Annotated in this window: 24 protein-coding genes; 23 read left to right on the forward strand and 1 reads right to left on the reverse strand. The window is 61.1% G+C overall.

What is annotated here, in order from left to right; genetic code table 11:
• Positions 1–89 precede the first annotated feature (89 nt).
• The 9 genes from RMO95_RS12680 (at position 90) to RMO95_RS12720 (ending at position 9,150) form a co-directional block, all read left to right on the forward strand.
• Positions 90–2,966, forward strand: a complete 2,877-nt coding sequence (locus RMO95_RS12680; protein ID WP_310450999.1) for a molybdopterin oxidoreductase family protein — start codon at positions 90–92, stop codon at positions 2,964–2,966.
• Between the two features lie 28 nt (positions 2,967–2,994).
• A complete protein-coding gene (locus tag RMO95_RS12685; RefSeq protein WP_310451000.1) occupies positions 2,995–3,726 on the forward strand; it encodes a 4Fe-4S dicluster domain-containing protein in 732 nt (243 codons plus the stop codon).
• Positions 3,727–3,737: 11 nt separating this feature from the next.
• Complete coding sequence (locus tag RMO95_RS12690; RefSeq protein WP_310451001.1) at positions 3,738–4,715, forward strand: dimethyl sulfoxide reductase anchor subunit family protein; 978 nt, start codon at positions 3,738–3,740, stop codon at positions 4,713–4,715.
• 94 nt (positions 4,716–4,809) lie between these two features.
• The gene (locus tag RMO95_RS12695; protein ID WP_294986737.1) at positions 4,810–5,037 is read left to right on the forward strand and encodes a sulfurtransferase TusA family protein; all 228 of its coding nucleotides are present in this window, start codon (positions 4,810–4,812) and stop codon (positions 5,035–5,037) included.
• A 349-nt stretch (positions 5,038–5,386) separates the two neighbouring features.
• On the forward strand, positions 5,387–5,881 hold the full coding sequence (dsrE2, locus tag RMO95_RS12700) for a sulfur carrier protein DsrE2 (protein WP_310451021.1): 495 nt from the start codon (positions 5,387–5,389) through the stop codon (positions 5,879–5,881).
• 115 nt (positions 5,882–5,996) lie between these two features.
• The gene (locus tag RMO95_RS12705) at positions 5,997–7,292 is read left to right on the forward strand and encodes an OmpP1/FadL family transporter (RefSeq protein WP_310451002.1); all 1,296 of its coding nucleotides are present in this window, start codon (positions 5,997–5,999) and stop codon (positions 7,290–7,292) included.
• A gap of 113 nt (positions 7,293–7,405) precedes the next feature.
• Complete coding sequence (locus RMO95_RS12710) at positions 7,406–8,317, forward strand: hypothetical protein (protein ID WP_310451003.1); 912 nt, start codon at positions 7,406–7,408, stop codon at positions 8,315–8,317.
• A gap of 29 nt (positions 8,318–8,346) precedes the next feature.
• Positions 8,347–8,646 (forward strand): hypothetical protein, encoded by a 300-nt coding sequence (locus tag RMO95_RS12715; RefSeq protein WP_310451004.1) that lies wholly within the window; start codon positions 8,347–8,349, stop codon positions 8,644–8,646.
• 12 nt (positions 8,647–8,658) lie between these two features.
• Complete coding sequence (locus RMO95_RS12720) at positions 8,659–9,150, forward strand: hypothetical protein (protein ID WP_310451005.1); 492 nt, start codon at positions 8,659–8,661, stop codon at positions 9,148–9,150.
• Positions 9,151–9,195: 45 nt separating this feature from the next.
• Here the strand turns inward: RMO95_RS12720 and RMO95_RS12725 are convergent, their stop codons facing one another.
• On the reverse strand, positions 9,196–9,849 hold the full coding sequence (locus RMO95_RS12725) for a metalloregulator ArsR/SmtB family transcription factor (protein WP_310451006.1): 654 nt from the start codon (positions 9,847–9,849) through the stop codon (positions 9,196–9,198).
• Between the two features lie 128 nt (positions 9,850–9,977).
• Between RMO95_RS12725 and RMO95_RS12730 the strand changes: the two genes are divergently transcribed.
• From RMO95_RS12730 to RMO95_RS12795, 14 genes are all read left to right on the forward strand, one after another.
• A complete protein-coding gene (locus tag RMO95_RS12730) occupies positions 9,978–10,430 on the forward strand; it encodes a hypothetical protein (RefSeq protein WP_310451007.1) in 453 nt (150 codons plus the stop codon).
• A gap of 1 nt (position 10,431) precedes the next feature.
• Positions 10,432–10,782 (forward strand): DsrE family protein, encoded by a 351-nt coding sequence (locus RMO95_RS12735; RefSeq protein ID WP_310451008.1) that lies wholly within the window; start codon positions 10,432–10,434, stop codon positions 10,780–10,782.
• The gene (locus RMO95_RS12740) at positions 10,782–11,927 is read left to right on the forward strand and encodes an FAD/NAD(P)-binding oxidoreductase (RefSeq protein WP_310451009.1); all 1,146 of its coding nucleotides are present in this window, start codon (positions 10,782–10,784) and stop codon (positions 11,925–11,927) included. The genes RMO95_RS12735 and RMO95_RS12740 overlap by 1 nt, the downstream gene beginning before the upstream one ends.
• An 18-nt stretch (positions 11,928–11,945) precedes the next feature.
• Entirely contained in the window at positions 11,946–14,345 is a 2,400-nt protein-coding gene (locus RMO95_RS12745) for an efflux RND transporter permease subunit (RefSeq protein WP_310451010.1), read from the forward strand.
• Positions 14,342–15,130, forward strand: coding sequence for an outer membrane lipoprotein-sorting protein (locus RMO95_RS12750; RefSeq protein ID WP_310451011.1), 789 nt, complete (start codon positions 14,342–14,344; stop codon positions 15,128–15,130). The genes RMO95_RS12745 and RMO95_RS12750 overlap by 4 nt, the downstream gene beginning before the upstream one ends.
• The gene (locus RMO95_RS12755) at positions 15,130–16,350 is read left to right on the forward strand and encodes a hypothetical protein (protein WP_310451012.1); all 1,221 of its coding nucleotides are present in this window, start codon (positions 15,130–15,132) and stop codon (positions 16,348–16,350) included. The genes RMO95_RS12750 and RMO95_RS12755 overlap by 1 nt, the downstream gene beginning before the upstream one ends.
• 63 nt (positions 16,351–16,413) lie before the next feature.
• On the forward strand, positions 16,414–16,965 hold the full coding sequence (locus tag RMO95_RS12760) for a hypothetical protein (protein ID WP_310451013.1): 552 nt from the start codon (positions 16,414–16,416) through the stop codon (positions 16,963–16,965).
• A complete protein-coding gene (locus RMO95_RS12765; RefSeq protein WP_310451014.1) occupies positions 16,958–17,482 on the forward strand; it encodes a TlpA disulfide reductase family protein in 525 nt (174 codons plus the stop codon). The genes RMO95_RS12760 and RMO95_RS12765 overlap by 8 nt, the downstream gene beginning before the upstream one ends.
• Positions 17,479–18,639 carry an aminotransferase class I/II-fold pyridoxal phosphate-dependent enzyme gene (locus tag RMO95_RS12770; protein ID WP_310451015.1) on the forward strand — a complete coding sequence of 387 codons (1,161 nt, stop codon included), beginning with the start codon at positions 17,479–17,481 and terminating at the stop codon, positions 18,637–18,639. Before RMO95_RS12765 ends, RMO95_RS12770 begins: the two co-directional genes overlap by 4 nt.
• A 90-nt stretch (positions 18,640–18,729) precedes the next feature.
• Positions 18,730–18,966, forward strand: a complete 237-nt coding sequence (locus RMO95_RS12775) for an SHOCT domain-containing protein (protein ID WP_310451016.1) — start codon at positions 18,730–18,732, stop codon at positions 18,964–18,966.
• Complete coding sequence (locus tag RMO95_RS12780; protein WP_310451017.1) at positions 18,963–20,099, forward strand: cysteine desulfurase family protein; 1,137 nt, start codon at positions 18,963–18,965, stop codon at positions 20,097–20,099. The genes RMO95_RS12775 and RMO95_RS12780 overlap by 4 nt, the downstream gene beginning before the upstream one ends.
• A 49-nt stretch (positions 20,100–20,148) precedes the next feature.
• Complete coding sequence (locus tag RMO95_RS12785) at positions 20,149–20,691, forward strand: rhodanese-like domain-containing protein (protein ID WP_310451018.1); 543 nt, start codon at positions 20,149–20,151, stop codon at positions 20,689–20,691.
• Positions 20,692–20,751: 60 nt separating this feature from the next.
• Positions 20,752–21,396, forward strand: a complete 645-nt coding sequence (locus RMO95_RS12790; protein ID WP_310451019.1) for a class I SAM-dependent methyltransferase — start codon at positions 20,752–20,754, stop codon at positions 21,394–21,396.
• A 57-nt stretch (positions 21,397–21,453) separates the two neighbouring features.
• The gene (locus tag RMO95_RS12795; RefSeq protein WP_310451020.1) at positions 21,454–22,584 is read left to right on the forward strand and encodes an NAD(P)/FAD-dependent oxidoreductase; all 1,131 of its coding nucleotides are present in this window, start codon (positions 21,454–21,456) and stop codon (positions 22,582–22,584) included.
• Positions 22,585–22,634: the final 50 nt, after the last annotated feature.

Genomic DNA, 22,634 nt, shown 5'->3' on the forward strand with positions numbered 1-22,634 from the left:
AATTATCCCCTTGTGCCCGAACCGGCCTTATCGTCAGAATATCGAGACCTTCTAATGTAGCTTTCCCGGACTCGCGACGACTTCCCTTAATGCAAGACGCCACGGCAACAATTTCTCCGCTCCAGGAAGTCAAGACCACGACCTGCTACATGTGCGCCTGCCGCTGCGGCATCCGGGTGCATCTGCGCGAGGGCGTGGTGCGCTACATCGACGGCAATCCGGATCACCCGCTGAACAAGGGCGTGATCTGCGCCAAAGGTTCCTCGGGCATCATGAAGCAGTATTCCCCGGCACGCCTGCTGAAGCCCCTGAAACGCAAGGCCGGGGCCGAGCGCGGTGCCGGCGATTTCGAAGAGATCGAGTGGGACGAGGCCTTCGCCACCCTGGCCGAGCGTCTGGGCAAAATTCGCGCGACCGATCCCAAGAAGTTTGCCCTGTTCACCGGCCGCGACCAGATGCAGGCGCTGACCGGCATGTTCGCGCGCCAGTTCGGCACGCCCAACTACGCCGCGCACGGCGGCTTCTGTTCGGTGAACATGGCAGCCGGCATGATCTACACGATAGGCGGCTCGTTCTGGGAATTCGGCGGGCCCGACCTCGATCGTGCCAAGCTGTTCGTGATGATCGGCACGGCCGAGGATCACCATTCGAATCCATTGAAAATCGCGCTGTCCAAATTCAAGCGCGATGGCGGTCGCTTCATTTCGATCAACCCGGTGCGCACCGGCTACTCGGCGATTGCCGATGAATGGGTGCCGATCCGCCCCGGCACGGATGGCGCACTGCTGCTGGCAATCATTCACGAGATCATTGCCACCGGACTCTACGACCGGGATTTTCTGGTCAAGTACAGCAACGCCGGGCAACTGGTGAATGTCAGCGAGAGCAACGACGAGTTCGGCTTTTTCGTGCGCACCGAAGTGCCCACCGAGGAAGCCTGCTACGAGCCGCAGGACAAGCTCTGGTGGGACCGCAACACCAACCGCGCGGTGGTGACGCACGAAGCAGACGCCGATCCCTACCTGCTCGGCGAATTCACCTTGAGGGATGGCACGCGGGTGAAGCCGGCCTTCCAGTTGCTGCAGGAAAGGGTCAAGGACTACACGCCGGAATGGGCGAGCCAGATCACCGGCATTGCGGCCGAGGTCATTCGTCAGTTGGCGCATGAGATGGGCGTCACCGCGCGCGACCAGAAGATAGAACTGCCGATCGCCTGGACCGACTCCTGGGGCAACGAACACGACACGGTGACCGGCAACCCCGTGGCCTTTCACGCCATGCGCGGCTTGGCGGCGCACAGCAACGGCTTCCAGACCATACGCGCGCTGGCGATCCTGATGTCGCTCCTGGGCACCATCGACCGGCCCGGCGGCTTCCGCCACAAGGCTCCGTTCCCGCGCCCGATTCCGCCCTGCGCACGCACGCCCAATGATCCGCGCGGCGTGCAGCCCAATCGTCCGCTTGATGGCATGCCTTTGGGCTGGCCCTCCGATCCCGATGACCTGTTCGTCAATGACGATGGCAGTCCGGTGCGCCTCGACAAGGCTTTTTCCTGGGAATATCCGCTCTCGGTGCACGGCCTGATGCACAACGCCATCACCAATGCCTGGCGCGGCGACCCCTACCGCATCGACACGCTGCTGATTTTCATGGCCAACATGTCGTGGAATTCGACCATGAACACTGCCGAGGTCAGGCAGATGCTCAATGACAAGGATGAGAATGGGGAATTCAAGATTCCCTTCCTCGTCGTCTGCGACGCCTTCCACTCCGAGATGACGGCCTATGCCGACCTGATCCTGCCGGACACGACTTACTTGGAACGCCATGATGTGATGTCCATGCTCGACCGGCCGATTTCCGAGTTCGACGGCCCGGTCGACTCCGTGCGGATTCCTGTGGTGCCGGTTTCGGGGGACTGCAAGCCCTTCCAGGAAGTGCTGATCGAACTGGGCACGCGCCTGAAGCTGCCGGCTTTCGTCACGCCGGCCGGTGAGCGGAAGTTTCGCGACTACCCCGATTTCATCGTCAACTACGAGACCGAGCCGGGCTCCGGCATCGGCTTTCTCGCCGGTTGGCGCGGCAAGGGCGGCGAGAAGTCCCTGCGCGGCGAGCCGAACCCGAACCAGTGGGAGATGTATCAGAAGAACAACTGCGTGTTCCACTATGAGCTGCCCAAGTCCTACCAGTACATGCGCAACTGGAACAAGGGCTACCTCGAATGGTCGCAACGCAACCGCATCACGCGTTATGGCGAGCCGATCCTGATCCACCTGTATTCCGAAGTCCTGCAGCGCTTCCGCACTGCCGCACAGGGCAAGGGTCTGACGCGCAAGCCGCCGGAGCATTTGAAGAAGCGCATCGAAACCTATTTCGATCCGCTGCCCTTCTACTACGATTCGCTCGAAGCGCAGGTCACCGACAAGCACAAGTACCCTCTGGCCGCCGTGACGCAACGGCCAATGGCGATGTATCACTCCTGGGATTCGCAGAATGCCTGGTTGCGGCAGATCCACACCCACAACTACCTCTACGTCAATACCTTGACCGCGCGTCAGCAGGGCATCGCCGACGGCGACTGGATCTGGGTCGAATCGCAGTGGGGCAAGGTGCGCTGCATGGCGCGTCACTCGGAAGCGGTGGAGCCCGGTACCGTGTGGACCTGGAATGCGATCGGCAAGGCGGCGGGGGCGTGGAACCTGATGCCCGATGCCAATGAATCGCAGAAGGGTTTCCTGCTCAACCATCTGATTTCTGAAGAACTGCCCAGTGCCGGTTCCACGCGCATTTCGAACTCCGACCCGATTACCGGACAAGCGGCGTGGTACGACGTGCGGGTGAAAATCAGCAAGGCCGAGGCCGGCGAACCCGAACAAACCTCGCCGCAGTTCGCGACCATGAAGCCCTACCCGGGAATGAAGACGCGCAGCAGCATCCTTGCGTTCCTCGGAGTCAAGCCGAAATGACGCAGTTGGCCAGTCTGGAGTGCTCGCTATGACCCAGCTTGCGTTGGTCATCGACCTCAACGTCTGCGTCGGCTGTCAGGCCTGCGTGACCTCCTGCAAGGAATGGAATACCGCTGGTAGCGCCGGGCCGATGGTCGATCAGAATCCTTACGGCGCCGATCCGACGGGAACCTTCTTCAACCGTGTGCAGACCTTCGAGGTCGGCGAATTTCCCAACACCGAGACGGTGCATTTCCCCAAATCCTGCCTGCATTGCGAGGATCCGCCCTGTGTGCCGGTATGCCCGACCGGGGCTTCCTACAAGCGCAAGGAAGACGGCATCGTTCTCGTCGACTACGACAAGTGCATCGGCTGCAAGTATTGCTCCTGGGCCTGCCCCTACGGTGCGCGCGAACTCGACGAGCAGCAGCGGGTGATGAAGAAATGCACCCTGTGCGTCGATCGCATTTACGACACCTCCATGGTCGAGGCCGATCGCAAGCCGTCCTGCGTCATGGCCTGCCCCACCTCGGCACGCCTTTTCGGCGATGTTCACGATCCCGAATCGGCGGTGTCGATCGCGATCCGCGAAAGCGGTGGCTATCCGCTGATGCCGGAGTGGGGCACGCACCCCGCCAATCACTATCTGCCGCGGCGCAAGACCCGCATCAAGATCCACGATGACGAGCTCGAGCGCGCCGACAATCCGCTCAAGGTCGATCGCCAGTTGCCCAAGCCGGCCATGAGCGAGCCGACGCTCGACGACGTCACCACCTGGTAAGCGAACACAAAATGCATCCGGCTTTCTCAGTCATATTCCTGACCACCCTGATCGGCGCCGCCCAGGGGCTGTTTCTCGCCCTGTTCACCGCGCAGACCTATGCTGCCTTCAAGTTGCTGCCGCAGCCGGATGCCCATGCCTTCTACGGTCAGGGCAGCCTTCTGGCGCTAGTGCTGCTGGTTGCCGGCCTCATCGCCTCCTTCTTCCATCTGGGCCATCCCGAGCGTGCCTGGCGCACCGCGACCAAGTGGCGGACCTCCTGGCTGTCGCGCGAAGTGATCGTGCTGCCGGCCTTCATGGGCGTGGTGTTCCTGTATGGCCTGGCGCACTGGCTTGATTGGCATCCGCTGCTGATGACCCTGCCCGGCGAGCTGCCGCTTGATCCCACGGCGATTCTCGGCGTGGCAGGAACGGTACTCGCGTTTGCGCTATTCCTCTGCACCGCCATGATTTATGCCTGCCTGAAGTTTCTCGCCGAATGGCATTCGCCGCTGACGGTCATCAATTACGTCCTGCTCGGCGGCGCCTCGGGCTTTTCTCTGGCCGCGGCATTTGCCGCCTTCACCGCACCGGAACTGGTGAGTTTCCTGGCGGGCTGGGCGGCGATCATCACCCTGCTCGGCCTGGTTGGTCGCAGCGCCTCGCTGTATCGCAATGCACGGTTGAAGCCGAAGTCGACACTGCAGACCGCGATCGGCATCAAGCATCCGCGGATAGTGCAAAAGACCCAGGGCTTCATGGGCGGCAGTTTCAACACACGCGAGTTCTTTCATGGCCAGCCGGTTGCCGTGCTGCGCGGCATAAAGTGGTTCTTCATGCTCACCGTGTTTCCATTGCCGCTGCTGCTGCTGGTGTCCGGCATGCAAGGCACCCTGGGGCTGCTGGTGGCGGCCTTTGTCATCCAGTACTTCGGTTTGTTGGCCGAGCGCTGGTTCTTCTTCGCCCAGGCCAACCACCCGCAGAACCTGTATTACCAGTCCATCGCCTAAGACCTGTTGTCGCGAGGGGACTTTATGTATATTATCAATCGCTAAAGTACCAAGTCCGTACCACCATAACCAAGTCAAGAGAGAGGAAGAGAACATGAACTTCGACAAGGAACTCGACGCCCGCGGCCTGAACTGCCCGCTCCCCATTCTGCGCGCCAAGAAGTCGCTGGCCGAACTGCAATCGGGTCAGGTGCTGCGCATCATCGCCACCGATCCCGGCTCGGTTAAGGATTTCGCCGCGTTTGCCAAGCAGACGGGCAATGAACTGCTTGCCAGCGCCGAGAAGGACAAGGAATTCGAATTCTTCATGAAGCGCAAGTAGCCTACGGCGCTTGAGTGGGAAGGCCTGCCGAGGGTAGGCTATTTTGTCTCGGTCGCAGCAGGGCGCATGTCGTCGTAGTGGTAGTGCCAGCGCTATGCGTCCCTGCGGTACTTTTCAATGCTCAACGAATTACCGTTCGCTATAGGGGCATAGAAAAAATCATCTGGTTGCTGCAGTGCGATTTATTTAATCATCAAACATGTTGGTCATCTCGACCAGGAGGAAACCCATGGGCGCTATCCCGGAAATAGCCAGTATCGACGAACTCGTCAATCGCCGCCTGGAAGAGTTGCTGCCGCAAAAGCTCGAAGAAGCATTGCGCCAGCGCGAAGAATCAAAAACGCCGTCGATGGCCATCATCGCCACCCGCGGTACGCTGGACTGGGCCTATCCGCCCTTCATTCTTGGTTCGACAGCTGCAGCGCTGGGTTGGGACGTTTCGATCTTCTTCACCTTCTATGGTTTGAACCTGCTGAAGAAGGATGTCTCCGACCTCAAGGTGAGCCCGCTCGGCAACCCCGGCATGCCGATGAAAATGCCGTTCGGTCCCGATTGGTTCAAGGGCATCAACTGGAATATTCCCAACATCATCCAGGCCGGCGTACCGGGTTTCGAGACCGTCGCCACGATGCTGATGCAGCAGACCATCAAGAACAACGGTGTTGCCACCATCGAGGAATTGCGAGGCCTGGCGCAGGAAGCGGACGTCAAGTTCATCGCCTGCCAGATGACCGTCGATCTGTTCGGTTTCAGCCACGACGATTTCATCGGCGGCCTCGATTACGCCGGCGCAGCGACCTTCCTGCCTGTCGCACAGCAAGCTGACGTCAGCCTGTTTATGTAGCAAGAATGCGACAGTAGTTCGGACGACGATGCTGTTCGTCTGGACTTAGTGAATCACTTTAGCTTACAACTCTAACTTGTTGAAATTAATTAAACCCTCTCAGGGAGAGATCGTGATGAAAATGAAAAAGATCGCAGTACTTGTGGCTATTGCCGCGGCATCCGGTTCGGCATTTGCCACCAACGGGTATTTTTCACATGGCTATGGGATGAAGGCCAAGGGCATGGCCGGCGCCGCGACTGCTACGGCGAGCGACGCCATGGGTGGCGCGAACAACCCGGCCAGCATGGTGTTTGCCGGTGATCGACTGGATGTCGGCATCGACTGGTTCAGTCCGAAGCGCGGCGCAAGCCGATCAGGTGGTGGCGCTTCTTTTGATGAAGCCAGCAGCAGCAATAATTTTCTGGTGCCGGAATTTGGCTACAACATGATGCTGGGCGAAAAAATGTCGCTGGGTATTACTGTTTATGGTAACGGCGGTATGAATACCGATTATGCGAGCGGTACCTCCGTGGCTGCCAACCAGTGTGGCCTTGGCGCGCCTGCCAGTAATCCTCTTTGTGGCGCTGGAAAATTGGGCGTCAATCTAGAGCAGCTCATCGTTGCGCCAACCTTCGCTTACAAGATAAATGCAAGCAACGCCATTGGTGTATCGCCCTTGTTTGTCTACCAGCGCTTTAGTGAGAATGGGCTCCAAGCCTTTGCTGGCCTTTCTTCAGACGCAACCAAGCTCTTCAATCAAGGGCACGACTCTTCCACTGGTTGGGGCATCAGGCTGGGTTGGCAGGGCAAGGTTACGGATAGTGTTACCTTGGGTGCAGCCTATTCTCCTGAAATCAACATGAGCAAGTTCAGCCGATACGCTGGCCTATTAGCGGAACAGGGCGATTTCGATATCCCGGCGAACTGGAACTTGGGTGTCGCATTCAAGGCTACCCCGGCCGTGACGATCGCGCTGGATTACCAACATATTCAATATTCGAAAGTCAAATCCGTTGCAAATTCCGCCGTAGCCTCATTCCCAGCAGCTACTGTCGCCGGAAGTCCGTTTCAACTTGGCAATAGCGAGGGTCTGGGATTTGGCTGGTCCAATGTTGACGTCGTGAAGTTGGGTGTCGAATATAAATACAATGACAAATTGACGCTACGGGCTGGTTTTAACAAGGGCAGCAATCCGGTTAAATCGGGCGAGCAGACCTTCAATATTCTGGCGCCTGGCGTGGTGACTGACCACTACACTTTGGGTATGACCTATGGCGTAACCAAGGATTCAGAGCTTACGGTGGCTTATATGCATGCCAAGGAAAATTCAGTTTCTGGTGCCACAAATCCTTACTTTGGCGTAGGTGGCACCGAAACCATCAAGATGTATCAGAACTCCTTGGGCATCGCTTACGGGATGAAGTTCTAATCGGCTGAGATCGTCGAATGCACTAGATTCACAAAAAGGGCTGAAAGCGGCAACGCTTTCAGCCCTTGCTGTTTCCAAAATTCCAAAAACACAGAATCCCAAGGGAGATATATATGTCCAAAATCTGGAAGAGTATGAGTTTGCTGGTCCTGGCATTCAGCGCCACTGTCGCCTTTGCCCAGGAGGCCGTACTGAAGCCTTTCGTACTGGCCTCGAAAGGCGCAGGCGACGCGGCACAGAAAGTCGAGGCGGCCAAGGCCGCGTTGACCAAGGCGGGCTTTACGGTGGCAGGCAGCTATTCGCCCTACCCCGAGGCGACGATCATCGTGGTAACCAACGACGAAATGAAGAACACGGCGGCAATGTCGGAGCATGGCGGATTCGGCGTGGCCCAGCGCATCGCAGTGACCAAGGTCAATGATGCCGTGCAGGTTTCATACACCAATCCACCCTACTGGGCCAATGGCTATCGCATGAATGGCGAACTGAAGGATACGGCGGCCAAACTACAGGCGGCGCTGGGCAAGGTGGACGAGTTCGGTGCAAAAGGACTGACTGCCAGCCAACTGCGTAAGTATCATTACATGTTTGGCATGGAGTATTTCGACGAGCCCAGCGAACTCGCCGAGTACGGCAGTCACGAGGAAGCATTGAAGGCGGTCGAGGCCAATTTGGCTGTCAGCAAGGGAGGGGTGACCAAGGTCTACCGCCTCGACGTTCCAGGCAAGAAGGAGTCCGTGTTTGGTGTTGCGATGAAAGGGACGGGTGACGACAAGTACATGGATGACAAGTACATCATGGGGGTGATTGATTTCGGAGATATCAAGTCTTCGATGCACCTGCCATACGAAATCCTGGTGACGGGCAATAAGGTGATTGCCCTGTACGCACGTTTCCGAATTGCGCTGAGCTTTCCCGATTTAAAAATGACTGGCCAAAACAGCTTCATGAAGATCATGGATTCGCCCGAAGCGATTCGTAAGGCTCTGGTAGCGACCTCTGGCGGAAAGAAAGACGCTCGCTGACTGGCGCGCGGATCAGAAAGGAGAAGACTATGCAACTCGACATGATTACCATCATAGGATTGGGCGCGGTTCTCATCATGCTGATCAACCTGTTCCAGGTGCTCCGCCTGAAATCCCAGATCAGCGGCGGTGTGGTGGGCAAGAGCTGGAACGTGATGATCCTGCTGGTGGTGCTGTTTGCCGCCGGATATATGATATTGCCATTTCTTGCCACGATGCCGGTCGAGACCCTGCGCATCATTGTTTCCCTGATCCTGTTTTTTGGGGCGATCTACGTTCTGGTTACCATCCGCCTCATTTACGGCATCATTAGGGAACTATCCGCCTGATGGAGGCGGGGTATGGCTGATCTGCAAGAAGTCTACGCTCGCACCGAGGCGGGCGTAGGGGAGATCAAGGCGCGCGCGCTCGATCTGACGCGTGGGCAACGCAACCTCCTGATCGTCATCGACGGCAAGAACACTCTCGGTTCGTTCGTGAAGATGGTCGGCTGTGCGCCGGAGCAGATGGGGGATGTGTTTGTCCCCCTCATCGAATATGGACTGATCGCGTCGGTCGCCGGCGCGGCGAATCCTGCACTTGCACCAGCCATTCCTGCAAGCGGTGTGGCGTCACCGCCTGGATCGTCTCCGGCGCAGAGCCTGATAGCACTCGCCGAGAGGGTATTCGAAAAGCATGCCGGCCCCGTTGTGCTCAAGCTGGAAAAGGCCGCCGCTGCAGGCACGGATTTATTGTCCGCCGCCGAGGGTGCTGCCAAACTGGCCAAGCTGACCATAGACGAGTCGAAGGCCCAGGACTTTCTTGTCGAAGCGCGCCGGCTGATTTCCGCCTAGCACGCAGTCGGCCAGAATTGCCGTCTGGCCGGCACCGACCTTGCCTCACCTTACCGGCGCAATACCCCACTCAGCCACACCTTCCGGCAGTCGCAGCGCGTCGTAGCCCTTCTTGCGCAGCAGTTCCACGGCGTCGCGCGCCATCAGGCAATACGGGCCGCGACAATACGCGACTACCGTTTTTCCCTTTGGCAGTTCCGAAAGCCGTAGCTTCAATTCGTCGAGCGGTATCGAGCGTGCAAACGGCAGGTGCGCGGCGAGAAACTCATCAGAGGGTCGAACGTCGAGTACCACCACGTCGCCTTTTCGCGCCATCTTGACCAAACTGTCGCGATCCTGAGGTGCCAGTTCCTTCGGGTGGCTGACCATCTGTTCGATGACCAGGCGCAACTCCACCAATCGGTCCTCGGCGAGTGACCGGATCGCCACCCAGAAATCGGCCACTGCACGGTTTGCGATCCTGTAGATCACGTACTTGCCGTGCTTCTCGGTTTCGACAAGCCGCGCGGCGCGCAACTCTCTCAAGTGTGCGCTGGTGAGCTTCATGCTCATGGCCGCTTCCCGCGCCAGCGCGTCCACAGTCTTTTCGCCTTGGCACAGCAATTCGATCAACTCCAGTCTCTTCGGGCTGCATGCCGCCTTGCCGATGCGGGCCACCTGTTCGTAGAGCAAGTCTTTGATGCGTCTCGAATCGTTCATGACAATCAATCTAATATTTTACCGATCAAGTGTCAATTAATTTGAAGAATGTCTTGACAATCTCCTCTGGCATGGACTAGATTACTCCAACGATCATTAGATTGTTATCCAAAAGAGGGAGGCAGCTCATGAAATGCATCAAGGCATTTCTGCTATTGCTTGTGCTTGGCGCCGCACCGACAGCATTTGCAAATCGATCCCTGCCGGTTTCCGGTGCCATCGACAGCGCCGGACGCAAGGTGCTGACCATCGTCAACCAGGATCCTTCCGGCGTCCGCTGCAACGCTAACGTCCAGATGGCCGCCGAGATTGCCAACATTGCCAACACCTATCGCGTGCCGATTCAGATTCTGCCCGCCAGCCTTGTGCCCAATCTGCCGGCGTCCAGCGTGTTCTACGGACTGGAACTGGTCGCCGCCGACGCCAAGGACCCTAACGGGCAGTCGAGTATCCAGATCGTCGCCGACGTCCTGCACATGGAGGACGCCCTGAAGCAGCCCAAAACCGGGCTGATCTATCAGGACAAGGTGCGCAAGGAGTTTGAAGCTTTGAAATCCACTATCAAGACCGGAGGTAAATGAAATGGCCAAGAATCTATTCATCCTTAACGACCCGCCTTATGGCACCGAGCGCAGCTATAACGCGGCACGTCTTGCGCGTACCTTGCTCAATGCCAATGAAGAAGTCCGCGTGTTTCTGATGGGCGACGCTGCTTCCTGCGCTGCCGCCGGGCAGAAGGTGCCGCAGGGCTACTACAACCTCGGTGACATGCTCGGCGGAGTAATTCGCCGCAAAGGCGAGATTTCGGTGTGCGGCACCTGCATGGATGCACGCGGCATGGCTGAGGAACGCCTGATCGAGGGTGCGAAGCGCGGCACCATGGACATCCTGACCGAATGGACTGTGTGGGCTGACAAGGTGCTGGTGTTCTAATGGCAAGGACTGCGCTCATTCTCGGCGCCGGCATCGGCGGCATCGTTGCCGCCGAGACCCTGAGGAAGCTCTTGCCGCCGCAGGATCGGGTGGTCGTCGTCGAGCGCGAGCGCGATCATGTCTTCGCCCCTTCGTTGCTGTGGCACATGACCGGTGAGAATGACGCCGCTGCATTCACGCGCCCGCTGTCGGCGCTCAAATCCAAAGGCATCGAACTGGTTACCGGCGACATCCGTCGCATCGACCCCGCCGCGTTGTCGGTCGAGGTCGATGGCAAGACCCTGATTGGCGACGCGATGGTCGTGGCCCTCGGTGCCGACTACGCGCCGGAGGCGATACCGGGGCTTGCCGAGTCCGGCCACAATCTTTATACATTGGCCGGCGCCGAGGAAATCCGGGCTGCACTGGATCGCTTCAAGGGCGGCCGCATCGTGGTACTGACCGCGACCCCTGCCTACAAATGCCCGGCCGCGCCCTACGAGGCGGCGATGCTGGTCGACGCTTACTGCAAGAAGCGCAAATTTCCGCAGAGCACGGAAGTAGCCATTTATGCCGCCGAGCCTGCGCCGATGCCGGTCACCGGTCCCGTGGTGGGCGCTCAAATCAAGATGATGCTGGAGAAGAAGGGCATCGCCTATTCTCCAGCCCGGCAGGTGGCCAAGGTCGAGAGCGGCACCCTGCATTTCGCTGACGGCGCGGCGACCAACTTCGACCTGTTGCTATACGTCCCGCCGCACCGTGTCCCGACCGTGGTCAAGCAGGCCGGGCTGTGCGCCGACTCGGGCTGGATCAGCGTCGACCGGGAAACCATGGAAACGCAATTCCCCAATGTCTATGCACTCGGTGACGTCACGTCGATCCCGCTGAAAATGGGCCGGCCCCTGCCCAAGGCGGGTGTTTTCGCGAACGGCCAGGCGCAAGTGGTGGCAAAGAACATCGCCCGCGCCTGGACCGGACACGGCGAGGCCGCGCGCTTCGATGGCCACGGCATGTGCTTCCTCGAAATCGGCAGCGGCATGGCGGGGGTTGGCAGCGGCAACTTCTATGCCGAACCAACACCGGATGTGCGCATGCGCTACCCGAATCCCCTATGGCATATGGGCAAAGTTCTCTACGAGAAATACTGGCTCTGGTCCCGCTTTTAGCATAACGAGGCGAACATCATGAAGTTTTCCCTGGTTGAATTTTCCATCGCAAGGCCGAAATGGGTACTCTTCGGCACGCTGTTGCTGACCCTTCTGTTCCTCACCCAGTTCCCGAAAATCCGCACCGACACCAATCCGAAGCACATGCTGCCGGAGAATTCCGACGTGCGGGTCTGGAACGACAAGGTGGACAAGACCTTTGCGCTCTACGAGGACACTATCGTCGTCGGCATCGAGAATGCCGCCGGGGTGCTCAACCTGGAAACGCTTGGCCGCATTTCCCGCATCAGCGATGCCGTTCTTGCGCTGGATGGCGTGGCAAGTCGGGACGTCAATGGCTTCACGACCATCACCAACGTCACCGCAGCGGACGGTACGCTGAATGTCGGACCGCTGATGCCGGCTGCGCCGAAGACAGAGGCTGAAGTCGAGGCGCTACGGAAGGCGCTGTTCGGCAATCCGCTGTTCATCGACCGCGTGATCTCGAAGGACGGCAAGACCACGGCCATCTACGTGCCGCTGGAGAAGGGCGCCAACGGCGCCGAGATTGCCGACAGGATTCGCGAGATCGTCGCCAAAGAAAAGGGCCCGGAGCGCTACTACGTCGCCGGCGACCCGGTGGCACGCGACACCTTCGGCGCCGAGATGTTCAAGCTGATGGCGCTGTTTTCACCGATCGCCGGCATGATCATGTTCGCCGCGATCCAGCTCATGTTCCGCAACCTGGCGCTCTCGGCGGCGATGATGGCGGTCTCGATGGTGGCCATCATCTGGAGCATCGGTCTGCTGATCGGCGCCGGTTTCCCGGTGCATATCATGAGCTCGATGGCGCCGGTATTCCTGATGGCCATCGCCACCGACAGCATCCACATCTTCAACGAGTTCTACTTCCGCTACCGCGAAGGCGGCGACAAGCTGGCGGCCATCCGCCAGACCATGGCGACCGTCAGCCGGCCGGTGCGCTTCACTGCACTGGCCACGGCAGCCGGCTTCGCAGTGCTGCTGTTCATGAACATCGTGCCGGTGCAGGTGTTTGGCGGGTTGATCGCCTTCGGCACCGTGGTGCTGCGCCTGCTGTCCTTCAGTTTTATTCCGGCCGTGCTTACCTTCGTCAAGGAGGACAAGCTGCGCAAGGCTGCGGGCGGCGAAGACGTCAAAGCCGACCCCTTGGCGCGTACGCTGGGGCGGATCGCCAGCCTCGGCGCCAACAAGCCGGCGGCAACCCTGGCCGTCATGCTTGCGTTGGCCGCGGTTTCCGTCTGGGGCACCTCGACGATTCACATCAACAACAACCTGGTGGCCTGGTTCAAGCCCGGCAGCGAAATCCGTATCGCCGACAGCGCGATGAACCAGGCGCTGGGCGGCACGGCACTGGGTTATCTGGTGGTGAGCGGGACCGAGGAGGAATTCATCAAGCGTCCCGAGGCGATGCGCTGGCTGGAAGGCTTGCAGCATCATCTGGAAAAGCTGCCGGTGGTGGGCAAGACCTTCTCGGTTGCCGACTATGTGAAACGCATCAACCTGGTGCTGCACGACAACGATCCGAAGTTCGACGTCATCCCCGATACCAAGGATACCGTCGGTCAGTACCTGTTCCTGTTCAGCATGTCGGCCAAGCCCGCCGACCTCAACAACGTCGTCGATCCGGCCTTCCGCCAAGCCAATCTATGGGTGCAGATGAAGACCTGGGATGCCGATGCGATGCGCCAGGTGATCGCCGCGAAAGATCTCTACCAGAAAGCCAACCCGCTGCCGGTGAAAGCCGAACCCGCGGGCATTGCCTGGTTCAACCTGGTGTGGAACGACGAAGTGCTGGGCGACCTGGTGCTGGGCTTCAGCCTGGCCCTGGTTGTCGTGCTGCTCATCCTGGCCCTGGACTTCCGCTCGCTGAAGTGGGCGCTGATCGCCTATGTTCCGCTGCTGCTGACGATCCTGATGATTTATGGCGTGGTCGGCTTCGTCGGCAAGGATTTCGATATGCCGCTGTCGGTGATGAGCACGCTGTCCCTGGGCATGGCGGTGGATTTCGCGATTCACTTCGTCAGCCGCTTCCGCCAGCGACGCGCAGAAGTTGGTGCTGATGAAGCAACTGCGCTACAAGGCGGTCGAGCAAAAAACGCTCTCCTCGCCGTAGCGGATGGCGAGACGGCGAATAGCCGACTCGCCGCCAACATGGAGACGCCGCAAGAGAGTCTCGCCTGGACGGCGGCACGTCCGGGCAAGGGCATCGTGCGCAATGCGCTGCTGTTCGCTGCCGCCTTCTCGGTGATGATGGCAGCGCCGCTGACGCCCTACGTCGCAGTGGGCGCTTTCATTGTCTCGATGATGCTGATCTCGGCCCTGCTCACGCTGCTGTTGTTGCCGGCGCTGATCATGCTGGGCCGGCGCTGGTTACTTGATAACGGAGAAACGACATGAAGAAATTGTGGCTGTTGGCAGTTACGGCGCTCCTGCCGCTACCGGTGCTGGCGATCACCGGCGAGGAAGTGATGAAGAAGTCGCAAGCGGCCTTCCTGTATCCCGGCAAGGACTTCAAGGCCCGCGTCACCATGAAGCTCATCGCCAAGGACGGCGGCGAGCGGGTGCGCGAATTGGTCATGCTGCGCAAGAACTTCGGCGCCGCGGGCGGCGAGCAGAAATACTTCATGGTCTTCTTCAAACCGGCCGACGTAAAGGACATGAGCTTCATGACCTACAAGTACCCGGCCAAGGACGACGACCGCTGGATGTTCATACCGGCGGTCAGCATGGTCAAGCGCATCGCGGCGCAGGACAAGCGTTCCAGTTTCGTCGGTTCGGATTTCACCTACGAGGACGTTTCGGGCCGCGACATCGAGGACGATACGCACGTTATCGAACGCGAGGAGAAGTTGGGCGGGCGCGACTGCTACGTGGTCAAGAGCACGCCGAAGACCGGCGATGCCGATTTCGGCCACAAGATCACCTGGGTGGACAAGGCGAATTTCCTGCCGCTCAAGGAAGATCAGTATGACCGCAAGGGCGCTGCCTACAAGCTCTTCACGGCCGACGAGGTGGTGACGGTGAAAGCGCACGCCACAGTGATCCGGCGCACCATGAAAAACCAGCAGACCGGCCATCGCACCGAGGCTAGTTATGCCAACACCGACTATGAGGTGGGTATCGAAGACAGCCTGTTCTCGGAGCGCTTTCTGCGCCAGCCGCCGCGCAAGTGGCTCGAGTGATGGGCGCCCGGATAGCTCTCTCGGTCGCGCTTCTGCTGGCTCCGCTGCTGGCGCGGGCGGACGTCACGTTTTCCGGTTTTCTGCAGCAGAACACGGCCTTCAACACCGTTGCCGCCAATCCTGACGGCCGCCACCACAAATGGATGGAGGAACGCGCCCAGCTCAAGCTCGATGCCAGCAGTGGCGGCTGGCGGCTCCTAGCCAAAGGTGACCTCGCTTGGGATCACCTCGGGCGCCAGGACCAATCCGAACTGCGTGAAGCCTATGTCGACTACAGCGCGAGCCAGTGGGACATGCGTATTGGGCGGCAGATCGTCACCTGGGGTCTGGGTGATCTGGTCTTCGTCAATGACGTCTTCCCCAAGGATCATGAAGCGCTGTTCGCCGGCCGTCCGCTTGATTACCTGAAGCGTGGCGTGGATGCGGTCAAGCTCGGCGCTTATCCAGAGTTCGCCAACTTCGAACTGGTGCTGTCGCCGACGTTTCGCGAAAGCCGGATTCCGGACGCCCGGCGTTTCCATCTCTACGACCCGATGCCCGCGGTGACGACGCGCGGCACTGCCCGGCCGGGACAAGGCGACGTCGGACTGCGTGTCTATCGGGATATTGCCGGCTGGGATACTGCGCTCTACCTCTATCGCGGCTTCCAGCGTACGCCCTCGATGCGGCCTGACAGCATGAGCGCGCCGACGCGGATCGACTATTTCTACCCGCAGCTCTCTGTCTATGGCGTCAGCGCTTCCGGCCGTGCCGGCGAAGGTGTGCTCAGCCTGGAGGCGGCGTACTACGACTCGCGCCAGGATCGGTCGGGCAGCGACTTCACCGTGCCCAACTCGCAGACCAGGCTGCTGGCGGGCTACCAGATCCAGGCGGCGGATGACCTCTCGCTGAGCTTCCAGTATTACGCCGAGTACATGCACGACTACGCCGCCTATCGTGCCGCCTTGCCCGCCGGTTTCCCCGTCGACCGCCGCTGGAGCCATACCGTCACGACACGCCTGACCCAGTTCTTCCTGCACCAGACGCTGCGCCTGTCCGTCTATGCGTCCTACAACGAGAGCAACGGCGATCACTTCGTCAATCCCGAACTGCGCTACAGCTTCACCGACCGGGTCTGGGGTGCGGTCGGCGCCAACCTGTTCGGCGGCAAGCCCTGGGGTCAGTTCGGACAACTCGCGCGCGACGACAATGTCTATCTGCAAATGCGCTACGAGTTCTGAATTGGAGCGACCTCTACGTGAGCGCTGCTAGACTTCCCGTCGCCACCCATTCAGGAAGGTTCTATGCCGATGTCGCTCAGCTTGTCGCTGATCTTCGCCTTCATGGCCATGCATGCGGGCGCGTGCCTTGCCGCCGACGACCTCGAATGGCGTCAACACGCCACGCAGGGCGGCGTGACCCTGACCGCCAACCCGCTCACCGCCGCGCAACGCACCGCCTTCTATCTTGCGCGCGGTTTTACCGAGTCGGCAATCCGGCCCTATGCGCAAGCCTGCGGCTTTTCCCTTGGCATGCGCAACGCGGGCGCCGGCTCGGTGCACACCAAGCTTGCCGACTGGCGGGCGATCGGCACCGATGGGCGGAGCGTGGGCCTTCGCCTGCCTGTCGCATGGGATGCGGATTGGGCGCGGGCGAACGTCTTGCCGCCTGCCCGCGTCGCCTTTCGCTGGGCGCAGTTCCAGGCGGAGAACAGCTTCGAAGCCGGCGACTGGATCATGGGTATGGCGACGCTCGAATCGCCGCTGCCAGGCAGCTTCCGTATCGTGGCCCGCTACCGTGACGACAAGGGGTCGCATGAAATCGTTCTCCACCGGCTTTCCTGCGCCCATGACTGAGCGCCGCCGCTTTCTCGCCGCGCTGGCCCTGCTGGCCCTGCCGCTTTCGGCCAGAGCCCAGCAGCGCGCTGCATTGTCGCCGGTTCCCGGCGTGCCGCCAGCGCCAACTCTTGTCTTGCCGGACATGGATGACAAACTCGTCGACCTCGCCCGCTATCGCGGCAAGGTGGTGCTGGTGAATTTCTGGGCGACCTGGTGTCCGCCCTGCCGCAAGGAGTTTCCATCGCTCGGCCGGGTGCGCAAACTCTTCAAGCCTGCAGATTTCGAGGTGCTGGCGGTGAATGTCGGCGAAGACCCGGAGACCGCTTTTTCCTTTGCCGGCGCGACCGATTTCCCGATCCTGTTCGACCGTGACTCGCCGGCCATGGCGCGCTGGCGGGTAAATGGGCTGCCCAGCACATATGTGGTCGACCGTCAGGGACGACTGGCCTTACGCGCCGTGGGCGGTCGCGAATTCGACGATCCGGCCATCGTGGAACAAATCAAGGAGCTACTCAACCGAGGGAGAACAAGATGAACGAAGGCCTATCCACCCGCTGCGTCCATGCCGGTGAAATCGAGGATGCGCACGGTTCACCGCACACCCCGATCTACAACACCACGACCTTCAAGTTCCCCTCCACCGCCGATCTGCTCGACGTGGTCGACGGCAGGAAGCCGGGCAGCCTGTATACGCGCTATGGCCTCAACCCGACCATCCAGGCCCTGGAGGCCAAGCTCGCCAGCCTGGAAGGGGCGGAGCTGGCCTGGGCCTTCTGTTCGGGCATGGCAGCGGAAGCCGCACTGTTCTTCGCCCATGGCCGCGCAGGCATCGTCTGCCTGGGCGATGCCTATGGCGGCACGCTGGAGCTGCTGGGCGACCAGATCCGCATGCTCGGCACGCGAACCCACCTGCTGCTGGGCAGCGAACTCGATCTTGCCGAAAGCCGCCTCGCCGACGGTTGCGGCCTGGTCTTCCTCGAAACGCCGACCAACCCTACGCTGGAAGTGCTGGACATCCGGCGCATCGCCGACATGTGCCATCGCCATGCCGCCTTCCTGGCGGTCGACAACACCTTTGCCTCGCCGGTCAATCAGTCGCCACTGGCGCTCGGCGCTGACTTTGTCGTGCATAGCGCAACCAAGTATCTCGGCGGCCATTCGGACATCACCGCGGGCGTGCTGGCCGGCCGCAAGGAACTTCTGATGCCGGTCTGGGGCTGGCGCAAGAACCTCGGCTCGATGATTGCACCCGAAACCGCGGCCCTGCTCGCGCGCAGCCTGCGCACGCTGGTGGTGCGCGTCGAGCGCCAGAACCGCACCGCCCAGGTCGTGGCCGAGGCCATGGCGCGCCATGCGCAAGTTGCCCGCGTCTACTTTCCCGGTCTGCCCGACTTTCCCGGGCACGAACTCGCCAAGGCGCAGATGCAAGGCTACGGCGGCATGCTCACCATCGAAATCAAGGGTGGCGGCGAAGCCGCGACACGTGTCGCCGACCGGCTCAAGCTGTTCGCCCTGGCGCCCAGCCTGGGCGGCGCCGAAAGCCTGGTGACGCAGCCTTGTACCACCACCCATCACGGATTGCCCGCCGAGGAGCGCGCCCGACGCGGAATCTCGGATGCCATGTTGCGTCTGTCGATTGGATTGGAAGACGCCGAAGATCTGATCGCCGATTTGGACCAGGCGCTGGGATGACACGGACCATGACATTCGACAAAGTCAGCGCCGTATTGGCGGGACCGAGTTGTCACCGATAGAAGCTCCGGCACGGAAAGCGAGGACGACATGTTTAACGAATTCGGCTGGTGGGGTATGGGCCTTGGTCCAGTGTTCATGCTCCTGTTTCTTGGTGTTTTGATTGTTGGCTTCGTGACCTTGATCCGCTGGCTGGCAGCGGAATCGTCGCCGCCGCGGGCGCGCGAACAGACAGCAGTGGAAATTGTTCAGGAACGCTATGCGCGCGGCGAGATGGACCGACAGGAATACGAGCAGAAAATGCAGGATCTGGGGGCGCGTCGATGAGTTCCCCCATCTATCTCGACTACAACGCGACGACGCCCGTTGCGCCGGAGGTGTCCGCCGCCATGCGGCCCTGGATCGAGGAGCAGTTCGGCAATCCGTCGTCGTCACACATATACGGCCAGCGGGCGCGCCAGGCGGTGGCGCGGGCGCGGGAAGCGGTGGCTGCGCTGATCGGCGCGCAAGCCGACGAAATCGTGTTCACCGGCAGCGCCACCGAGGCCAATAACCTGGCCCTGCTCGGCGTTGCGCGCGCGATGGCGCCGCACAAACGCCACTTGATCGTCAGCGCCGTCGAGCATCCTGCCGTGATGCAGCCGGCCCTGCATTTGCGCGAGCAGGGATGGGATCTGACCGTGCTCGCGGTGGATAAATTCGGCCGCATATCGCTCGATGAACTGCGCGCCGCCCTGCGGCCCGACACGGCGCTGGTGTCGGTGATGCACGCCAACAACGAGGTCGGCACGCTGCAGCCCGTGGCCGGGATCGCCGCGCTGGCGCGCGCCAATGGCAGCCTGGTGCATACCGATGCGGCACAGTCGGCGGGCAAGGTCACGCTCGACGTGGCTGCGCTTGGCGTCGACCTGCTGACGCTGGCCGGGCACAAGTTTTATGGTCCCAAGGGTATTGGCGCGCTGTACGTCAGGCGCGGCATTGCGATCAAGCCGATCCTGTTCGGCGCCGATCAGGAGCATGGCCTGCGGCCTGGCACCGAGAACGTGGCCCAGATAGTTGGCGCTGGCGAGACGGCGCGGCTGGCGCGAGTCCGCCTGCCGCATGCCACGCAACATCTGGCTTCGCTGCGCGACAATCTGCACCGCCGGCTGGCCGAGGGCGTACCTGGCCTGTTGCTCAATGGCCATCCGGATCAGCGTCTGCCGAACACGCTGCACGTTTCCTTTCCTGGGTTGTCGGGCCGCGATCTGCTGGCAGCGACACCCGAGGTTGCGGCTTCCGTGGGATCGGCCTGCCACTCCGATGCCGATGCAGTCAGCGGTGTGCTCGCCGCCATGGGGTGCTCGGCGTCGCGCGCCCGTGGAGCGGTGCGGCTGTCGGTGGGGTTTCCCACCACAGGCAAGGACGTCGATGCCGCCGCAGCTTGCCTCGTCCAGGCATGGCGCGCCGTCGCGCCTTGACTTGGCACCCTACGCGACGGGAAAACAGCGCGTGTATCGCGACGGGGAAATGATTGCACGCCTGAGCGGCGGCGCGCCGGCTCTACCATTCCGGCTTTACCATTCCTTTACTCAGCCCAAAACGGAAAACCCTATGAATATTGCCCGTTCCATCATCCATGCCGCTGCCGTCGCGATTCTTGCGCTTGCGCCCATGCACGCCCGCGCAGACGCCAGCAGCGACGCCGTCAAGCTCATGGAGGATTACCTTGCGTTTGTCGACTATGGCGGCGCCACCATTTTTCCCGAGCAGATTCCCAAGGAGGATTGGTCACGCTTTTACGTGATCGACGCCCGCGACAAGGAACAGTTCGACAAGGAGCACATCCCCGGCGCGGTGAATCTGGAATGGCGTCAGGCGCTGGAAAAGCGCGCGACCATCCCGAAGGACAAGTCGGTGCTGATCTACTGCAACACCGGCTCACTTTCTGCCCAGGCTGGTTTTGCCCTGCGCGTCGCCGGGTATGACAACGTGCGCATTTTGCAGGGCGGTTTCGCGGAGTGGAAGACCAAGGGCGGCTTCGATGCGGCGACCAAGGCCGCCAAGCGCTGACGCAAGATCCTTGTCGTCTGGCGTACAGGGTGGCGAACGTAAGACGGTGCCAACAGAACCATGATGGCCGATCCTGCCGCTTACGATGCCTGGTACCGGACACCTCGCGGGCGCTGGATCGGCGAGACCGAATACCGCCTGCTGTATCGGCAGTTGGCACTTCGTCCCGATGAGACGATCCTCGATGCCGGTTGCGGCACGGGCTATTTCAGCCGGCGCTTGGTGCAGGACGGCCATCGGGTGGTCGGCGTCGACCTCGATCCAGCCGCCGCGGCCTACGCGCGGGCAAGCCGGGCGCCGCCGCTTTCATGCGTCGTCGCAAACATGACGGCGCTGCCCTTCGCCGACCGCAGTTTCGACTGCGTGATTGCGGTGACGTCGCTGTGCTTCGTCGCGGACGAGACGCAGGCCCTGAAGGAAATCCTGCGCGTCGCGCGCCGGCGCTTCGGCCTCGGGCTGCTCAACCGCGACAGCCTGCTCTATCGCGCGAAAAGTCGCGATGCTGGCGGCTATGCCGGCGCACGCTGGCACAATGGCGACTCGGTTGCCGCGCTGCTGCGCGACCTGCCGGTGCGCGACCTGCGCCTGGCGACGGCGATTTTCAATCCTGGCGGAGGGCCGCTGGCACGAGCACTGGAGTGTGTGGCGCCGGGCGGCTTGCCGTGGGGCGGCTTCATCGCCGTGACGGGCAGCGTCGAGCAGTGAGATGAATCAATAAAGCAGGGCAGTGGCCCTGCATCATTAACCAGGAATGGAGAAACCATGTCCAAAAAGATCAGCATTATCGGCAGCGGCTTTGCCGCACTGACTGCCGCCCGGCGCCTGCGCAAGCTCGATGCCGGGGCGGACATCACCCTGATCGCGCCGCGCGCCGAACTGATCTATCTGCCGAGCTTGATCTGGCTGCCGTCGGGCAAGCGCAAGCCCGCCGATCTGGTGGTGCCGCTCGACAAGTTCCTGCGCCAGCACAACATTCATTTTCGCGCAGGCGAGGCCACCGGCATGGAAGACGGCGGACGCACCGTGCTGACGTCGGTGGGGCCGATCGCCAATGATGGCCTCGTCATCGCCTGCGGTGGGCGTTTCATCAAGAAGCTGCCGGGTATCGAACACGCCATTCTGCCCTGCGAGGGCATCGCGCCCGTGGAGCGGTTGCGTGAACGGCTTGCTGCTCTGCAATCCGGGACGGTCGCTCTCGGTTTTGCCGGCAACCCCAACGAGCCGGCAGCCATGCGTGGCGGCCCGATCTTCGAGTTCCTGTTCGGCCTCGACACCCAGTTGAAGCGCGAAGGTCGTCGCGATGCGATCAAGCTGGCCTTCTTCAATCCGATGCCCAATCCCGGTCATCGACTCGGTGAGCAGGCGCTGAAGCGGCTGATGGCCGAGATGCAGCGCCGCGACATCGCCGTTCATCTGGGCCACAAGCTGCTCGGTTTCGAACCCGGCAAGGTCAAGACCGAAGGCGGCGAGTTTGCCGCCGACATCATCGTCTTCATGCCGGGGATGACCGGCAACGCCTGGTTCGACAATACTGACTTGCCGCGTTCACCCGGCGGCCTGATCAAAGCCGACGCGCATTGCCGCGTCGACGGACGGGAGAAGGTCTATGTGGCGGGCGACGCGGGCAGTTTCCCCGGTCCCGACTGGATGCCCAAGCAGGCGCACATGGCCGATCTCCAGGCGGCAGCGGCGGCGGAGAATCTGGTGGCCGAGTTGGCTGGCAACGCCCCGACGAAGACCTTCAAGGCCGAACTGATGTGCATTGTCGACAGTCTCGATGCGGGCATGCTGGTACGGCGCACCGAGTCGAGCAGCTTGGCGTTGCCGCCGCTGGGGCTGATGCATGGTGTCAAGCAGCGCTTCGAAAGCTGGTATTTGCGGCGCTACCGCTAGTAGTCAGTCAACAAGGAAAAGGCGCATTCCCTGTAGGAGCGAGCTTGCTC

Source organism: Sulfuritalea sp., assembly GCF_031426875.1.
GTDB lineage: Bacteria > Pseudomonadota > Gammaproteobacteria > Burkholderiales > Rhodocyclaceae > Sulfuritalea.

Bases quoted from the DNA above. Each gene is read 5' to 3' on its own strand.
- RMO95_RS12705 (WP_310451002.1), top strand. From the start codon at position 5,997: ATGAAAATGAAAAAGATCGCAGTACTTGTGGCTATTGCCGCGGCATCC.
- RMO95_RS12695 (WP_294986737.1), top strand. From the start codon at position 4,810: ATGAACTTCGACAAGGAACTCGACGCCCGCGGCCTGAACTGCCCGCTC.
- RMO95_RS12750 (WP_310451011.1), top strand. From the start codon at position 14,342: ATGAAGAAATTGTGGCTGTTGGCAGTTACGGCGCTCCTGCCGCTACCG.
- RMO95_RS12755 (WP_310451012.1), top strand. From the start codon at position 15,130: ATGGGCGCCCGGATAGCTCTCTCGGTCGCGCTTCTGCTGGCTCCGCTG.
- RMO95_RS12760 (WP_310451013.1), top strand. From the start codon at position 16,414: ATGCCGATGTCGCTCAGCTTGTCGCTGATCTTCGCCTTCATGGCCATG.
- RMO95_RS12725 (WP_310451006.1), bottom strand. From the start codon at position 9,849: ATGAACGATTCGAGACGCATCAAAGACTTGCTCTACGAACAGGTGGCC.
- RMO95_RS12730 (WP_310451007.1), top strand. From the start codon at position 9,978: ATGAAATGCATCAAGGCATTTCTGCTATTGCTTGTGCTTGGCGCCGCA.
- RMO95_RS12690 (WP_310451001.1), top strand. From the start codon at position 3,738: ATGCATCCGGCTTTCTCAGTCATATTCCTGACCACCCTGATCGGCGCC.
- RMO95_RS12765 (WP_310451014.1), top strand. From the start codon at position 16,958: ATGACTGAGCGCCGCCGCTTTCTCGCCGCGCTGGCCCTGCTGGCCCTG.
- RMO95_RS12795 (WP_310451020.1), top strand. From the start codon at position 21,454: ATGTCCAAAAAGATCAGCATTATCGGCAGCGGCTTTGCCGCACTGACT.
- RMO95_RS12780 (WP_310451017.1), top strand. From the start codon at position 18,963: ATGAGTTCCCCCATCTATCTCGACTACAACGCGACGACGCCCGTTGCG.
- RMO95_RS12770 (WP_310451015.1), top strand. From the start codon at position 17,479: ATGAACGAAGGCCTATCCACCCGCTGCGTCCATGCCGGTGAAATCGAG.
- RMO95_RS12775 (WP_310451016.1), top strand. From the start codon at position 18,730: ATGTTTAACGAATTCGGCTGGTGGGGTATGGGCCTTGGTCCAGTGTTC.
- RMO95_RS12720 (WP_310451005.1), top strand. From the start codon at position 8,659: ATGGCTGATCTGCAAGAAGTCTACGCTCGCACCGAGGCGGGCGTAGGG.
- RMO95_RS12740 (WP_310451009.1), top strand. From the start codon at position 10,782: ATGGCAAGGACTGCGCTCATTCTCGGCGCCGGCATCGGCGGCATCGTT.
- dsrE2 (WP_310451021.1), top strand. From the start codon at position 5,387: ATGGCCATCATCGCCACCCGCGGTACGCTGGACTGGGCCTATCCGCCC.
- RMO95_RS12680 (WP_310450999.1), top strand. From the start codon at position 90: ATGCAAGACGCCACGGCAACAATTTCTCCGCTCCAGGAAGTCAAGACC.
- RMO95_RS12685 (WP_310451000.1), top strand. From the start codon at position 2,995: ATGACCCAGCTTGCGTTGGTCATCGACCTCAACGTCTGCGTCGGCTGT.
- RMO95_RS12735 (WP_310451008.1), top strand. From the start codon at position 10,432: ATGGCCAAGAATCTATTCATCCTTAACGACCCGCCTTATGGCACCGAG.
- RMO95_RS12790 (WP_310451019.1), top strand. From the start codon at position 20,752: ATGATGGCCGATCCTGCCGCTTACGATGCCTGGTACCGGACACCTCGC.
- RMO95_RS12710 (WP_310451003.1), top strand. From the start codon at position 7,406: ATGTCCAAAATCTGGAAGAGTATGAGTTTGCTGGTCCTGGCATTCAGC.
- RMO95_RS12715 (WP_310451004.1), top strand. From the start codon at position 8,347: ATGCAACTCGACATGATTACCATCATAGGATTGGGCGCGGTTCTCATC.
- RMO95_RS12785 (WP_310451018.1), top strand. From the start codon at position 20,149: ATGATTGCACGCCTGAGCGGCGGCGCGCCGGCTCTACCATTCCGGCTT.
- RMO95_RS12745 (WP_310451010.1), top strand. From the start codon at position 11,946: ATGAAGTTTTCCCTGGTTGAATTTTCCATCGCAAGGCCGAAATGGGTA.